We start from the raw sequence: 14,295 nt of genomic DNA on the forward strand, positions 1-14,295 counted from the left end.
CCGGTGACGCAAACCTCTTGATCATTTCAGGGTGGTTGTGGTGGTGGTTGTGGTTGTTGGGGTTGGGGTTGGGGTTAGCGGCGGGCGCAGGTGACTGTGGGGAGCCCGTTGGTTCCTGTGGAGCTCGCTAGGAAGCCGAACGTCGTGGTGCCATTCGGTGCGACTGTGCCGTTGTAACCGACGTTCGTCGCCGTCACCGTCGAGCCGGACGATGTCTGGGTGGCACCCCAGATCTGACTGATCGCCTGCCCGTTGGGCCAGGTCCAGTTCGCCGTCCAACCGGCGAACGGCGTACTGCCGTGGTTCATGATCGTGACCTCGCCCTGGAAACCGCCCTGCCAGGTGCTGGACACCTTGTAGGTGGCCATGCAGTCACCGCCGGACGGCGGTGGGGTGGTCGGGTCGGTCGGCGGATCCGTGGGGTCGGTCGGCGGGTCGGTCGGGTCGGTCGGCGGGTCGGTCGGGTCGGTCGGCGTGCCACCCGGACCGACACCGGTGACCTGGCCGCTGCCGCCGTCGAAGGTCACGTCGGAGCAGCCGAAGAAGTTCTCCTGCGAGTCCGAGCGGACCCAACGGGAGTAGATGATGTGCCGGCCACTCTTACCCGACGGCAGGTTGCCGCTGAAGTAGTAGTGCCCGTCGTTGCTGCCGACCGAGCCGCGCTGCGGCGGGTTGGTCACCGTCAGGAACGGCTCCTCCAGGTCACTCCAGGCCAGGGCCCGGGTCGGGCTCCAACTGTTCTTGGTCACGTAGAAGTAGAACGTGCCCGGGTGGTGCGCCCAGTTGCTGTACTTGAAGTCCAACCGCGCGCCGGCGGTCAGGTGGGTCAGCGGCCAGTCGGTGCGGGGCAGGTCGTAGCCGCGGAAACCGGTTGCTCCGCCGCTGCACAGTTGCCCGTCCGGAATGAAGCCGGTGGTGCGGCCGCCAGCGTCGGAGCGCAGCACGCTGAACCAGTTGTACAGCGAGTTCGCTCCGCTCTGGGCCACGGCGGCGGAGCACGCGGGATTGTTCGGCTTGATCTCACCGGTCTGGCTGCGGCCGTCCTGCCAGCACAGGTAGGTGCGGCTGCCCGGCGTCATCGCCGCGCCGTGTGCGGCGGCCGGCTGGGGATTGGACGCCAGGGCGACAGCGCCCAGCGCGAGGGTCGTGGCCGCGGTGAGCAGTGCGGCCATCCGGGAACGGTTCACGGGTTCTCCTGACTCGCGAGGGGCGCTGCCTGAGCCGCCCCGCCGCAATCGGGTGGGATGTGGCGTGATCGCCCGCTGTCGTGAGCGGTGCGACGATCACGGCGACGTGCCCCGGCGGAAAACAGCCAGTGGACGTGCGCCGTCGACGGTCCTGTCCTGGACCGGTGCCCTCGCGTCTAACCAACCCGGCAACCGGCGGCGCCGCAGCCCTCGCACCGCCCGGTACGCGTCATCCCACCACGCCGCGGCGGCCGAGCGCAATAGGACTTCCTCGATGCATCAGAAGACCCGCCGGTCGCCGTCGAACGCCATATCCTGCCTACGGGGAGCGGGAACGGAGAGGCGGCAGCCGGTGCCGGACGTGTTCGACGAGGTGCACCGCCGGTGCCGCGACGGGGAGCCGGTCGCGCTGGCCACAGTGGTGACCACCTGGCACTCCGCCCCGCAGCCGGCCGGTGCCGCCATGGTGGTCGCTACCGACGGCACTGTCATCGGCAGCGTCTCCGGCGGCTGCGTCGAGGCCGATCTCTACGAACGCGCCCGCCGTGTGCTCGGCACCGGCCAACCCGAGCTGTGCCGTTACGGGATCAGCGACGACGACGCGTACACAGTGGGCCTGACCTGCGGCGGCATCCTCGACGTGTTCGTGGAGCGCGTCGACGCGAGCGCCCTGCCGGCGCTGGACGCGGTCGCCGCCGCCCGCCGCAGCGGCCACCCGGCGGCGATCGTCACCTGCGTGGCCGCCGACGCAGGCCCCCGAGCAGCCAGCACCGGCAACGGCCCGGCCGGCACCGACGATCCACCCGCCGACGCGGGCAGTTCTCCGGTCGCCGGGCCGGCCGACCCGGCCCGTCGGCTCGGCCGGCGGCTGGTGCTGACCGGCAAACGGTCCGTCGGCTCGCTCGGCGACGACCGGCTCGACGACGCCGCCAGCGCCGACGCCCTCGGGCTGCTCGCCGCCGGGCGCAGCGGCATGCTCCGGTACGGCTACCACGGGCAGCGCCGAGGCGGCGGCGTCAGCCTCTTCGTGACCGCGCACGCCACCCCACCCCGGATGATCGTCTTCGGTGCGATCGACTTCGCCGCCGCCGTTGCCCGGATCGGCGCGTTCCTCGGCTACCGGGTCACCGTCTGCGACGCCCGGCCGGTCTTCGCCACCGCGCGGCGCTTTCCCGAGGCGGACGAGGTGGTGGTGCAGTGGCCGCACCGCTACCTGCGTACCGAGTTGGCGGCCGATCGGCTCGACGAGCGGACGGTGCTGTGCGTACTCACCCACGACCCCAGGTTCGACGTGCCGCTGCTGGAGCTGGCGCTGCGCCACCCATTGGCGTACGTCGGCGCGATGGGCTCACGACGCACCCACGACGAGCGACACAAGCTGCTGAGCGAGGCGGGGCTCAGCCCGGAGCAGCTCGCCCGCCTCGCCTCCCCGATCGGGTTGGATCTCGGTGGTCGTACCCCCGAGGAGACCGCAGTGAGTGTGGCCGCGCAGATCGTCGCGGCCCGGTGGGGCGGCACCGGTCGCCCCCTCGCGGTACTCGACGGGCCGATCCACCAGCCGGGGTAGCGCGCAGGTCGGTGCGTGGCCTTCGGCGCCCATCGGGGCGTGCGCTGTGCCAGCCTGGTGCCACGGAGATCGGCTCGGCGATCGGCGGCCGGTGGCGACGACGAGAGGATCGGCATGGGATACGCGGTGGTGCTCGGCGAAGCGCTCGTCGACCTGCTGGACAGCGAGCTCGACGGTGAGCGGGTCTATCGGCAGGCCATCGGCGGCGGGCCGCTGAACGTCGCCGTCGGGGTGGCCCGACTCGGCGGTGCGGCACAGTTCGTCGGCTCGCTCGGTGACGACGCGCTGGGCGGCCGGATTCGCGCCTTCCTCACCGCTGCCGACGTCGGGGTGGCCGGTGCGATCACGGTCCCGGCGCCGACCACGCTCGCGGTGGTCACGTACGCCGGGCCGGAGCCGGACTTCCGTTTCTACGGCGAGCCGCCCTCCTACGGCCTGCTCGGCCCCGACGACCTGGACCTGGCGTTGCTGGAGGGCGCCGACGTGCTCTACTGCGGCTCTATAGTTCTGCTGCGACCCGACACGCTGGCCGCCGCCCGCCGGGCCTGGTCGCTCGCCCCCGGCCTGCGGGTCTTCGACCCGAACGTACGTCCCCGGCTGCTGCACGGGCCGGCAGCGCTGGAAGGGCTGCGCGAGGTGGTGGCCGAGTTCGCCGCCGGCGCGCACCTGGTCAAGCTGAGCGCCGCCGACGCGGTGCTGCTCTATCCCGGTGAGCCGGTCGAGGGGGTGGCGGCGTACCTGCGTGAGTTGGGGGCGGCCACCGTGGTGGTGACGCTCGGCGCGGCCGGTGCGGTGCTGGCCGCCACCGACGCCGACCCGGTCCGGGTGCCGGCCCCCAAGGTCGACGCGATCGACGCCACCGGCGCTGGTGACTCCGTGATGGCCGCGCTGATCGCCGACCTGCTGCGCGACGGCGAGCCGGCGGTCCCGTCGGGCTGGGCCGATCGCGTCGCCTTCGCGCTGCGGGTTGCCGGCCTGGTCTGCGAATCCCCGGGCGGCGCCACCGCCATGCCCACCCGCGCCGCGGTCCAAAACCGCTACAACACCTAACCCCCCACGCCCCGCCCCGCCCCCACCCCCTCCGCGCCGATCTTGCACTTTCGGTCGTCAGTTGGTCCGCTTTGGTCATCTTTGACGCCACAGAGAGTGCAAGATCGCGGCAGCAAGGAGGGTGGGGGTGGGGATGGGGGAGCGTGGTTGACCTCGGGGCTTTGTGAGCGTTAACATCGACGAAGCACGATGGAAACGTGGGCGCTGGCGGGGAGGCTCTGATGCGGGTGGTTCTGGTACCTCTGGCGTTTCGCCGTGTCGCGGCCCTACTGGCCATGCTGCTCGTGGCTGCCGGGATGATCGTCGCCGACCCGCCCGAGCGAGCGGCCGCGTGGGACAACGGGGTGGCCGACACCCCGCCGATGGGGTGGAACAGCTACGACTCGTTCAACTGGAGCGTCACCGAGGCCGACGTCCGGGCCAACGCCGACTACATGGGCACCAACCTGCGGGAGTTCGGCTGGGAGTACGTGGTGATCGACTGGGCCTGGTACTACCCCGGTCAGCACAACAACAGCCCCAACCAGGACGCGAACCTGCAACCCCGGCTCCGGATGGACGCCAACGGACGGCTGCTGCCGGACACCACCCGGTTCCCCTCCGCCGCCGGTGAGAACGGGTTCAAGCCGCTCGCCGACTACGTGCACGCGAAGGGGCTGAAGTTTGGCGTCCACCTGATGCGCGGCATTCCCCGTCAGGCGGTCGCCGACAACGTCCCGATCCTCGGCACCACCTGCCGCGCCAACCAGATCAACAACACCACCACCGCGAACTGGCTCAACCTGATGTGGGGCCTGAACATGTCCAACCCCTGCGCGCAGACCTACCTGGACTCGATGTTCCAGTTGCTGGCGTCCTGGGGAGTCGACTACGTGAAGGTGGACGACATCGCCGCCCCGACGTACCGGCAGTCGGAGGTCGAGGGATACCGACTGGCCATCCAGCGCAGCGGCCGCCCGATGGTGCTGAGCCTGTCGCCCGGCCCGACCTCGCTGGCCAGCGGCGCACACGTCCAGGCCAACGCGCACATGTGGCGGATCGTCAACGACCTGTGGGACAACTGGTCGTCAGTGGACGCGCTCTTCGACCAACTGCGCAACTGGACCCCGTACCGCACCACCGGCGCCTGGCCCGACGCCGACATGATCCCGATCGGCCGGCTCTCCAAGTACGGGCCGGTCGGGTCGCCGCGGTACTCCAACCTGACCTCCGACGAGCAGCGCACCCTGATGTCGCTCTGGGCAATCAACCGGGCGCCGCTGATGTGGGGCGGCAACCTGGTCGAGAACCGCGCCGCGGAGCTGGCCTTGATGACCAACGCCGCGGTCATCGGGGTCAACCAGAACAGCGCTAACAACCGTCAGCTCTACGGCGGCAGCCAGCAGGTGTGGGTCGCCGACGTGCCGGGCAGCAACCATCGGTACGTCGCCCTCTTCAACCGCAACAGCAGCGCGGCACAGGTGTCGGTGAACCTCGCCGACCTCGGGATCGGAGCGGCCACAGTGACCGACCTGTGGTCCGGCGCGGCACTCGGCACGGTGACCGGCACCCTCACCCGGTCGCTCCCGGCCCACGGATCCGGGCTGTACCGGCTGGCCCCGGACACCACGGTGCCGGTGCCGACCACGTACACCCTCGCCGCGCGGCACAGCGGAAAGCTGCTGGACGTCTACAACAACGCCACCACCGACGGCGCCGAGATGGTGCAGTGGGCAGCGAACGGTCAGCCCAACCAGCGGTGGCGCTTCCAGGATGCGGGTGGCGGTTACCAGACGGTGGTCAGCGCGCACAGCGGCAAGTGCCTCGACGTCAACGGTGGCGCGAGCGCTACCGCCGACGGGGTCCGCGTGATCCAGTGGAGCTGCAACGGCGGCACCAACCAGCAGTGGCGCGTACAGGATCTCGGCTCGGGGTACGTGCAGCTCGTCGCCCGACACAGCGGCAAGTGCCTGGAGGTGCTCAACGCCGCCACCACCGACGGTGCCCGCCTGGCCCAGTGGACGTGTGGCACCGGCACCCACCAGCAGTGGCGCCGTACCGCGGCGTAGAACCGGTTAACCCGTGCCGGTCAGTTCCTGGTAGCCGCGGTGGGCGGCGACCAGGGCCGGGCGGGCCCCGAAGGGCGCCTCGGCGGCCACCCGCTCCGGCGGGGCGCTGCCGGTGTGCCCGGCCCGGATCAGCCAGGCCAGCTTCGCCAGCTCCGCGTGCTGGGCCCGCACGAAGTCGACGTCCACCGGGTCGCCGTGGCCCGGGATCACCACGGTGCGCGCGGTGGTCAGCCGCAGCAGGTCCGCGACCGCGTCCGGCCACTGCAAGGGGTACGAGTCCTCGAAGGCGGGCGGGCCGCTCTGCTCCACCAGGTCCCCGGCGACCAACACGTCGGCGTCCGGCACGTGCACCACCAGGTCGGCCTCGGTGTGCCCCCGCCCCGGGTGGCGCAGCAGCACCCGTCGACCGCCCAGGTCGAGGACCGTCTCGACGTGCACTGTGTGCGTGGGAGCGAGCAGCGGGGTGTCGGCCAGCTCGGCGGCGAGCGCCGGGTGCTCAGTGCGCAACTCCTCGTACGCCTCCCGGCGCAGCCGCTCCGGCTCCTCGCGCAGGGCGGCGGCGGCCAGTTCGTGCGCGTACACCGGGCGGGGTGGGTCGCCGGCCAGGACGGCGTTGCCGAAGCAGTGGTCGTAGTGGTGGTGGGTGTTGACAATCGTCAACGGACGGTCGGTGACCGCCCGGACGGCAGCGGCCAGCTCGGTGGCCTGGGCGGCCGAGGAGAGCGTGTCCACCAGGAGCGCCTCGTCGTCGCCGACGACCAGTGTGACGTTGACCCGCAGCAGCGGTTCGGCCAGCACGTGCACCCGGTCGGCGACCTCGACGAAGCCGGCGTTCACGACGCCCGCCCGGCCCGTTCGACGAAGCGTCCCCGGTCGACCAGGATCCGGTCCACCCGGCCCCTGGCCACCGTCTGGTCGCCGTCGCTGACAGTGACCTCGAACGACAGCCGGCGTCCGTCGACGGTCGCCAGCAGCGCCTGCGCGCGGACCGTCCGGCCGACCACTGTCGGCGCCAGGTGCTCCAACTCGACCCGGGTGCCCACTGTCGTCGACCCGGGCGGCATCCCGGTCGCCGTCGCCGCGACGGTGGCCGCCTCGGCAAGTGCCAGCACCCGGGGAGTGCCCAGCACCGGTACGTCCCCGGAACCGACCGCCTGGGCGGTGTCCGCGTCGGTGACTGTCAACTCGACCTGGGCCGTCAGACCCGGCGCGAAGGCCGGCTCGGGCTGCTCCTGCATGGTCGTCAGCCTAGGTGCTCACCGGACGCGTCGAGCACGCGCCCGACGAACCGGGCCCGACCACCCCTCGACGTGCAACGGGTGGTCCCCGTCGGTCGATGCCGTACCCGTCGTTAACCTTGACCCCGATGGCCGTCGTGACTGACCCCCAGCCCCCCGCCCGGACCGACCCGCCCGCGTCCCCGGACGGGGGTCGTCGGCGCGTCGTCGCCATGACCGTCTGGGCGGTCGCCTTCGTCGCCGCGTGGCTGGCCATCGGGCTGCCCACCGACCCGGCCTACGCCTTCGTCTGGATCTGGCTCGCGACCATCGCCTGGAACAGCGAACGGCCGTGGCGTAGTCACCTGCGCTTCGCCCGGGACTGGGTGCCGGTGGTGCTGCTGTTCGTGATCTACAACCTCTCGCGCGGATTCGCTGACAACGGGGCCACGCCGCACGCGATGGAGCTGATCGTCGCCGACCGGTTCATGTTCGGCTGGGCCACCGGCGGTGAGGTGCCCACCGTCTGGTTGCAGCAGCACTTCTACCACCCGCAGGTGCACTGGTGGGATGTCGCGGCGAGCTGGGTGTACTTCTCCCACTTCGTGGTGGCGCTGGCCGCCGCCGCTGTGCTCTGGCTGCGCGACCGGCACCGCTGGGCCGCGTACATGCGGCGCTGGGGTTTCCTCTGCGCGGCCGGCCTGGTGACCTACTTCATCTACCCGGCCGCCCCGCCCTGGTGGGCGGCGCAGAACGGCCTGCTCACCGAGGTCGCCCGGATCTCGACCCGGGGTTGGAAGGCGTTCGGCATGCACGGCGCCGGCAACGTCCTCAACGCCGGTCAGATCGCCTCCAACCCGGTCGCCGCGATGCCGTCGCTGCACACGGCGTGGGCGTTGTTCGTGGTGTTGTTCTTCCTGACCGCCACCCGTCGTCGCTGGTGGCCGCTGCTGCTCGCGTACCCGCTGGCGATGACCTTCACCCTGGTCTACTCGGGTGAGCACTACGTGATCGACGTGCTGGTCGGCTGGGCCTACGTGGGGCTGACCTTCCTGGTGGTCGGTCTGGCGGAGCGCGGCTGGGCGGCCTGGCGGGTCCGCCACCCGAGCGCCAAGGCGGCACGGTCCACGGAGCAGCCCACCGACCCCCCGCCCGGCCAACCTGAGCCCCCAACGCCACGGGAACCAGACACCACCACCCACCCCGCAGTCCCCGCCGACCACTGACCCACCCTCCGGGGCTCCCCAGGCCCCTCTCGGTCCGGCCGGGCCGCGATCCGTTGATCATGAAGTTGCCCCGACACGCCGTGCGGGAGTGCAATAACTCCATGATCACCGCCCGCGGGCGGGCGGGCGGGTTGGCTGGGTGGGGGTCAGGGTTGGGTTCGGGCTTGGTGGGCTCTTTCGGTCAGTTCGGCTGCCAGGGCCCAGGCCTCTGCCAGGTCGCGGTCCTGGGCGGTGGCGCCGGAGCCACCAGCGGTGTCCGCGTGGACGGTGGCCAAGCCGAGACGGCGCTGGAGGGGCCCCTGGACCACTCGTACGCTCTGGATCCGGGCGTACGGCACGATCACCAACTGCCGGGTGAGCCGCCCGGACCGGGTGGCGAACACCCGCTCGAACAGCCCCGCGCCGAACGCGGTACGGCCCAGCGGGTGCAGCCAGCGGGTGCGGCGCGGCGGCGGGCTCAGCGTGAGCGCGTCGAGGCGTACCCCGGGAAGCACCTCGGCGACGATCATCGTCGCCGTCGGCAGGTCGCCGACCGGCAGCAGCCGGTCGGGCCGGTTGCGGTCGTCGGCCTCCGTGACGGAGTAACCGGCCACCTCCAGCCGTAGCCGCAGCCAGCCCTTCATCCGCCACAGCAGCGGCCAGGTGGCCCGCACGGTCTGCACCCGCTCCAGGGGCACGGTCTGCGCCCGCGTCTCCAGCAGGCCGTTGTGCACCCGCAGCGTGCCGCCGTCGCGGGCCAGCCGGAAGTTCCAGTCGTCGAGGACCCGGCGGATCGGTTGCAGCAGCACACCCGCCATCGCGGTCAGGGTGCTCGCCACCGCGACGAACGACCACGAACCGGCGGTGAGGAACTGCACCACGACGAAGGCCACACCGAACGGGAGCAGGAACGCCTGCGGGGTGAGCAGTTGGCTGATCAGCAGGTTCTGGTTGCGTACCGCGTGCAGTGGCCGGCCCGGCACGGCAGCCGGTGGCGCCGTCGCACCCGGTGCCACCGGGGCCGCCGCGTCGCCGGGCGCGGGCTGCTGCGCCACCCGCCCGGCCAGCGCCAGCAGACGCTCGCGCAGCACTGCCGCGTCGGCCACCCCGAGGTACGCCAGTGGCGCCTCGGTCTTGCCTCCGCCGACCACCTCCAGGCGCAGCTCGGCCAGGCCGGTGAGCTGGGCGAGCAGTGGCCGGACCACCTCCACCGCCTGCAACCGCTCCAACGGGATGGCCCGGGTACGCCGCCAGAGCAGCCCTTCGTACACCCGTAGTTCCCGGCCGACGACGTGGTAGCCGGTGTTGTACCAGCTGATCACCGACAGCACTGTCGCGCCGAGCGCCAGCACCGCCACCATTGCGGCGAACCAGCCGAAGCCCACCCGGGACAGTGTCGACCAGGACAGCCCGGCGATCACCACGACCAGGGACTTGGCGCCGTGCAGCACCGGGCTGAGCGGATGCAGTCGCTGCCGGGGTTCGCCCTCGCCGCCGGCCGGCGGCGCCGGCCACGGCGCAGGCGTGCCGGGCGGCACCGGCCCAGGCGGTGCCGAGCCAGCGGCTGCCGAGCCAACGGGCAGCACCGGCCCCGGTGGCGTCGGGCCGGTGGGGGGCACTGTGCTCGGCTCGGCGGGCCCGTCGCTCATCGGCGCGGCCCTCGGTGCGGTCGGCGGCTGCCCGCGCGGGTGCTCACAGCCCCTCCGCCCGGTCCTCGCCGAGCGCTGTGAGTCGATCGCGCAGCCGGGACGCCTCCGCCGGACGCAGCCCGGGCACCCGGGCGTCGCTCGCCGCCGCCGCGGTGTGCAACTGCACGGTGGCCAGGTCGAAGGCGCGCTCCAACGGCCCGGCGCTCACGTCGACGAACTGCATCCGCGAGTACGGCACGATGGAGAGCCGGCGGACCAGCAGCCCGTGCCGGACCAGCAGGTCGTTCTCCCGCTCGGCGTACCCCCAGGCCCGGACCGCGCGGACGATCGCGACGGCCCGCCACGCGCCGAGCACCAGCACGACGGCCACGGCGAGCCCGAACAACCAGTGACCGCTGAGCGCCCAGCCGACACCGGTCACCGCCAGCCCGATGGCGACCACGATCGCCAGCCGGATCAGCTCCACCCAGATCAGGTCGGTGGAGATCGGCTGCCAGTTGACAGTGTCCGGCCAGGGCTCCAACGGACCCCGACCACCCGGCGCGGCCGTCAGCAGCGCACCGGGGTCGGGCGGCAGGAGGCCCGGGGGCGGCAGGTCGGGCGCGCGCTGGTCGGCGGCTGGTGCCGGCCGGTGACCGGGTGGCAGCGCGCCCGGTGGCAGCGGGGCGGGCGTCGAGGCATCCGGCGCGGTGGGCTCCGGGCCGAGCGTGCCGGGTGCCGGGAACGCGCCGGGCGGCGGGTCGACGCCGGGTGGTGCGGTGGCCGGGGTGGGCGGCCAGGACGGGGAGGTGGGGCCGGGGGAAGCCGGAGGGTCGCCGCTCACAGGTCGAGCGTAGGCGATCCGGGCACCGGAGTGACGGCACGCAGGAAGCCTCGAGCGTCGAGGAAGTCACCGAGGCTGCCCCGGTGCGCGGCGCAGGCCAACCAGGTCTTGCGCCGATCGGCGTCGTGCAGACGGGGATTGTTCCACTCCAGCGCCCAGACGGCGGTGGACCGGCAGCCCCGGGCCGAACAGACCAGGGCCTCATCGGCGGGGGAGGGGATGCTCATCCCGGCCAGTCTAGGGCGGCGGGACGGAGAGTTTGAGCGCCGGGCGACCACGGGGGGAGCCGCCCGGCGACGGGGTGAATCGTACACGCGGCGGGCCGGTCCGTGCACACCCGCGATGCGTGATTCGGCCGGTGGGGACGGCGCGGTCAAAATCGGCTTCTCCCCACCTCGACACTCAGCAAGGCGTGCGAGTCTTGATACCGCACGAGCCGCGACGACCGACAAACGCTGTGGAGGACCGGTGGCCCAGCCGACCATGCCCGACGCCCCGACGCCGAACGGAGCGGCACCTGCCCCGGTGACCACACCCGCGCAGGACGCCACCCTGCTGGAGAAGGGCCTGTTCGAGATCAAACGTGTGATCGTCGGGCAGGACCGGATGGTGGAGCGGATGTTCGTCGCGCTGCTCGCCCGCGGTCACTGCCTGCTCGAAGGCGTGCCCGGGGTGGCGAAGACCCTGGCGGTGGAGACCCTCGCCAAGGTCGTCGGTGGGTCCTTCGCCCGGGTCCAGTTCACCCCGGACCTGGTGCCCGCCGACATCATGGGCACCCGGATCTACCGGCAGTCGAGCGAGAAGTTCGACGTCGAGTTGGGCCCGGTCTTCGTCAACTTCCTGCTCGCCGACGAGATCAACCGGGCGCCGGCGAAGGTGCAGTCCGCGCTGCTGGAGGTCATGAGTGAGCGGCAGGTGTCCATCGGTGGGGAGAGCCACCGGGTGCCGGACCCGTTCCTGGTGATGGCCACCCAGAACCCGATCGAGCAGGAGGGCGTCTACCCGCTGCCGGAGGCACAGCGGGACCGGTTCCTCATGAAGATCGTGGTGGGCTACCCGACCGACGCGGAGGAACGGGAGATCGTCTACCGGATGGGCGTGGCCGCGCCCGAGCCGACCGCGGTGTTCGACACCCCGGAGCTGATCGCCCTGCAACGTAAGGCGGACCAGGTCTTCGTCCACAACGCCCTTGTCGACTACGCGGTCCGGTTGGTGCTGGCCACCCGGGCCCCGGCCGAGCACGGCATGCCCGACGTCGCGCAACTGATCCAGTACGGGGCCAGCCCGCGTGCCTCGCTGGGTCTGGTCCGGGCCACCCGCGCCCTCGCGCTGCTGCGTGGGCGTGACTACGCGCTGCCGCAGGACGTGCAGGACATCGCGCCGGACATCCTGCGGCACCGGTTGGTGCTCAGCTACGACGCGCTCGCCGACGACGTACCCGCCGACCACATCGTGCAGCGGGTGATGTCGACGATCCCGCTCCCGGCTGTCGCTCCCCGGCAGCAGGCCACCCCACCGTCGATCGCGCCGCCGCCGGGCGCTGGCTGGCCCGGGCAGCGCCCGTGACCTCACCCACCCCTCGTCCGGCCCCCCTCGCCGACCGTAGCGAGGCCGTGCTGTCCCGGCTTCAGCTGCTCGTCACCCGCAAGCTCGACGGTCTGCTGCAGGGCGACTACGCCGGCCTGCTGCCCGGACCGGGCAGTGAGGCGGGTGAGTCCCGGGAGTACCGCGCCGGTGACGACGTGCGCCGGATGGACTGGCCGGTCACGGCGCGGACCACCACACCGCACGTGCGGCGTACGGTCGCCGATCGGGAGCTGGAGACCTGGCTCGCGCTGGACCTCTCCGCCAGCCTGGACTTCGGGACCGGGCAGTGGCTCAAACGGGAGGTGGTGGTGGCTGCCGCGGCCGCCATCACCCACCTGACAGTGCGCGGGGGTAACCGGATCGGCGCCGTGATCGGCACCGGCGGCGGGGTTTCCGCGCCGGCGCGACGGTGGCGGGGCGGGCCACCGCCGTCCGGGCCCGGGGTGCTCACCCGGCTGCCGGCCCGCTCCGGGCGCAAGGAGGCGCAGGGCCTGCTGCGTGCCGTCGCCGGCACCGCCATCCAGCCCGGCCGTGGTGATCTTGGCGCGCTGATCGAGATGCTCAACCGTCCGCCCCGCCGTCGCGGGGTGGCGGTGGTGGTCTCGGACTTCCTCGCGCCGGCCGAGCAGTGGGCGCGGCCGATGCGCAAGCTGCGCGTCCGCCACGACGTGCTGGCGATCGAGGTGGTCGACCCGCGTGAGCTGGAGCTGCCCGACGTGGGCGTGTTGCCGGTGGTCGACCCGGAGAGCGGCGAGCTGCACGAGGTGCAGACCGCCGACCCGCGGCTGCGGCAGCGCTACGCCGAGGCCGCCGCCGCCCAACGAGCCGCCATCGCCGCCGCCCTGCGTGGCGCCGGTGCGGCCCACCTGCGTCTGCGTACCGACCGAGACTGGCTGCTGGACATGGTGCGATTCGTGGCCGCGCAGCGGCACGCGCGTACCCGGGGGACGACACGATGATCCGTTTTCTGCAACCGTGGTGGCTGCTGGCTGTGCTGCCGGTCTTCGCCCTCGCCGCGTTCTACGTCTGGCGGCAGCTGCACCGTCGGGCGTACGCGATGCGGTTCACCAATGTGGACCTGCTGCGTACTGTCGCGCCGAAGGGCCTGGGCTGGCGTCGGCACGTCCCGGCGACCGCGTTCCTGCTCTGCCTGCTGGTGCTGGCCACCGCGCTGGCCCGTCCCGCTGTGGACACCAAGGAGCCGCTGGAGCGGGCCACAGTGATGCTCGCCATCGACGTGTCGTTGTCGATGCAGGCCGACGATGTGGCGCCGAACCGACTGGAGGCGGCCCAGGAGGCGGCCAAGCAGTTCGTCAGTGAGCTGCCGGAGAGCTACAACCTGGGGCTCGTGTCGTTCGCCAAGGCGGCCAACGTGCTGGTGCCGCCGGGCAAGGACCGGGACGCGGTGACCAGCGCCATCGACGGACTGGTGCTGGCCGAGGCGACAGCGACCGGCGAGGCGGTGTTCACCTGCCTGGAGGCGATCCGGTCGGTGCCGACCGACGGCGCGGCGGGCATTCCGCCGGCACGGATCGTGCTGCTCTCCGACGGCTTCCGGACCTCCGGTCGGGCGGTGGAGGAGGCGGCGGCGGCCGCGCAGGCGGCCAACGTTCCGGTCTCCACCATCGCCTTCGGCACCGACACCGGTCAGGTCGACATCGGCGGGCAGTTGCAGCGGGTGCCGGTGGACCGGTTGGCCCTCGCCGAGCTGGCCGAGACCACCGAGGGTTACTTCTACGAGGCGGCCTCGGTGAGCGAGTTGAAGCAGGTCTACCAGGACATGGGCAGCTCGATCGGGTTCCGCACCGAGCCGCGTGAGGTGACCCAGTGGTACGCCGGGGTGGCGTTGCTGCTGGCGCTCTGCGCGGGCGCGTTCAGTCTGCTCTGGTCGTCCCGGATGCTGTAGCCGGTGCGCCGGCGGCGGTGTACGACCGCCGCCGCCGGCACCAGCACGAGGCAGCG

General features: G+C 72.3%; 13 protein-coding genes. 7 read left to right on the forward strand and 6 right to left on the reverse strand.

Going from position 1 to position 14,295, the window contains the following annotated elements:
- Positions 1-74: 74 nt before the first annotated feature.
- A complete protein-coding gene (locus AB0C19_RS31690) occupies positions 75-1,172 on the reverse strand; it encodes a lytic polysaccharide monooxygenase (protein ID WP_357191323.1) in 1,098 nt (365 codons plus the stop codon).
- A gap of 367 nt (positions 1,173-1,539) precedes the next feature.
- On the opposite strand from AB0C19_RS31690, the gene AB0C19_RS31695 reads away from it, so the two are divergent.
- From AB0C19_RS31695 to AB0C19_RS31705, 3 genes are all read left to right on the forward strand, one after another.
- The gene (locus AB0C19_RS31695) at positions 1,540-2,754 is read left to right on the forward strand and encodes an XdhC/CoxI family protein (RefSeq protein ID WP_357191274.1); all 1,215 of its coding nucleotides are present in this window, start codon (positions 1,540-1,542) and stop codon (positions 2,752-2,754) included.
- A gap of 114 nt (positions 2,755-2,868) precedes the next feature.
- Positions 2,869-3,804: a carbohydrate kinase gene (locus tag AB0C19_RS31700; RefSeq protein WP_357191276.1), complete on the forward strand. Its 936-nt coding sequence runs from the start codon at positions 2,869-2,871 to the stop codon at positions 3,802-3,804.
- A 221-nt stretch (positions 3,805-4,025) separates the two neighbouring features.
- On the forward strand, positions 4,026-5,852 hold the full coding sequence (locus tag AB0C19_RS31705; protein ID WP_357191278.1) for an alpha-galactosidase: 1,827 nt from the start codon (positions 4,026-4,028) through the stop codon (positions 5,850-5,852).
- 6 nt (positions 5,853-5,858) lie between these two features.
- Here the strand turns inward: AB0C19_RS31705 and AB0C19_RS31710 are convergent, their stop codons facing one another.
- Entirely contained in the window at positions 5,859-6,689 is an 831-nt protein-coding gene (locus AB0C19_RS31710; protein WP_357191280.1) for an MBL fold metallo-hydrolase, read from the reverse strand.
- The gene (locus tag AB0C19_RS31715) at positions 6,686-7,090 is read right to left on the reverse strand and encodes a hotdog domain-containing protein (protein WP_030488289.1); all 405 of its coding nucleotides are present in this window, start codon (positions 7,088-7,090) and stop codon (positions 6,686-6,688) included. Before AB0C19_RS31715 ends, AB0C19_RS31710 begins: the two co-directional genes overlap by 4 nt.
- Positions 7,091-7,218: 128 nt before the next feature.
- Between AB0C19_RS31715 and AB0C19_RS31720 the strand changes: the two genes are divergently transcribed.
- Entirely contained in the window at positions 7,219-8,295 is a 1,077-nt protein-coding gene (locus tag AB0C19_RS31720; protein WP_357191283.1) for a phosphatase PAP2 family protein, read from the forward strand.
- A gap of 146 nt (positions 8,296-8,441) precedes the next feature.
- Here AB0C19_RS31720 and AB0C19_RS31725 read toward each other — a convergent pair whose 3' ends face one another.
- From AB0C19_RS31725 to AB0C19_RS31735, 3 genes are all read right to left on the reverse strand, one after another.
- Positions 8,442-9,923 carry a PH domain-containing protein gene (locus AB0C19_RS31725; RefSeq protein ID WP_357191285.1) on the reverse strand — a complete coding sequence of 494 codons (1,482 nt, stop codon included), beginning with the start codon at positions 9,921-9,923 and terminating at the stop codon, positions 8,442-8,444.
- A 43-nt stretch (positions 9,924-9,966) separates the two neighbouring features.
- A complete protein-coding gene (locus AB0C19_RS31730) occupies positions 9,967-10,500 on the reverse strand; it encodes a PH domain-containing protein (protein WP_357191325.1) in 534 nt (177 codons plus the stop codon).
- A 242-nt stretch (positions 10,501-10,742) separates the two neighbouring features.
- Positions 10,743-10,973 (reverse strand): hypothetical protein, encoded by a 231-nt coding sequence (locus AB0C19_RS31735; RefSeq protein ID WP_357191287.1) that lies wholly within the window; start codon positions 10,971-10,973, stop codon positions 10,743-10,745.
- 241 nt (positions 10,974-11,214) lie between these two features.
- Here AB0C19_RS31735 and AB0C19_RS31740 point away from each other — a divergent pair, with 241 nt between their 5' ends.
- The 3 genes from AB0C19_RS31740 to AB0C19_RS31750 are packed head-to-tail and all read left to right on the forward strand — an operon-like array spanning position 11,215 to position 14,239.
- A complete protein-coding gene (locus AB0C19_RS31740) occupies positions 11,215-12,312 on the forward strand; it encodes a MoxR family ATPase (protein WP_196924350.1) in 1,098 nt (365 codons plus the stop codon).
- Entirely contained in the window at positions 12,291-13,292 is a 1,002-nt protein-coding gene (locus tag AB0C19_RS31745; RefSeq protein ID WP_357191327.1) for a DUF58 domain-containing protein, read from the forward strand. Before AB0C19_RS31740 ends, AB0C19_RS31745 begins: the two co-directional genes overlap by 22 nt.
- Positions 13,289-14,239, forward strand: coding sequence for a VWA domain-containing protein (locus tag AB0C19_RS31750; protein WP_091403838.1), 951 nt, complete (start codon positions 13,289-13,291; stop codon positions 14,237-14,239). The genes AB0C19_RS31745 and AB0C19_RS31750 overlap by 4 nt, the downstream gene beginning before the upstream one ends.
- Positions 14,240-14,295 lie beyond the last annotated feature (56 nt).

The sequence above is a fragment of the Micromonospora sp. NPDC048842 genome (genome assembly GCF_040649935.1).
Lineage (GTDB): Bacteria > Actinomycetota > Actinomycetes > Mycobacteriales > Micromonosporaceae > Micromonospora > Micromonospora hortensis.

Bases quoted from the DNA above. Each gene is read 5' to 3' on its own strand.
- AB0C19_RS31690 (WP_357191323.1), bottom strand. From the start codon at position 1,172: ATGGCCGCACTGCTCACCGCGGCCACGACCCTCGCGCTGGGCGCTGTC.
- AB0C19_RS31700 (WP_357191276.1), top strand. From the start codon at position 2,869: ATGGGATACGCGGTGGTGCTCGGCGAAGCGCTCGTCGACCTGCTGGAC.
- AB0C19_RS31705 (WP_357191278.1), top strand. From the start codon at position 4,026: ATGCGGGTGGTTCTGGTACCTCTGGCGTTTCGCCGTGTCGCGGCCCTA.
- AB0C19_RS31715 (WP_030488289.1), bottom strand. From the start codon at position 7,090: ATGCAGGAGCAGCCCGAGCCGGCCTTCGCGCCGGGTCTGACGGCCCAG.
- AB0C19_RS31720 (WP_357191283.1), top strand. From the start codon at position 7,219: ATGGCCGTCGTGACTGACCCCCAGCCCCCCGCCCGGACCGACCCGCCC.
- AB0C19_RS31725 (WP_357191285.1), bottom strand. From the start codon at position 9,923: ATGAGCGACGGGCCCGCCGAGCCGAGCACAGTGCCCCCCACCGGCCCG.
- AB0C19_RS31735 (WP_357191287.1), bottom strand. From the start codon at position 10,973: ATGAGCATCCCCTCCCCCGCCGATGAGGCCCTGGTCTGTTCGGCCCGG.
- AB0C19_RS31750 (WP_091403838.1), top strand. From the start codon at position 13,289: ATGATCCGTTTTCTGCAACCGTGGTGGCTGCTGGCTGTGCTGCCGGTC.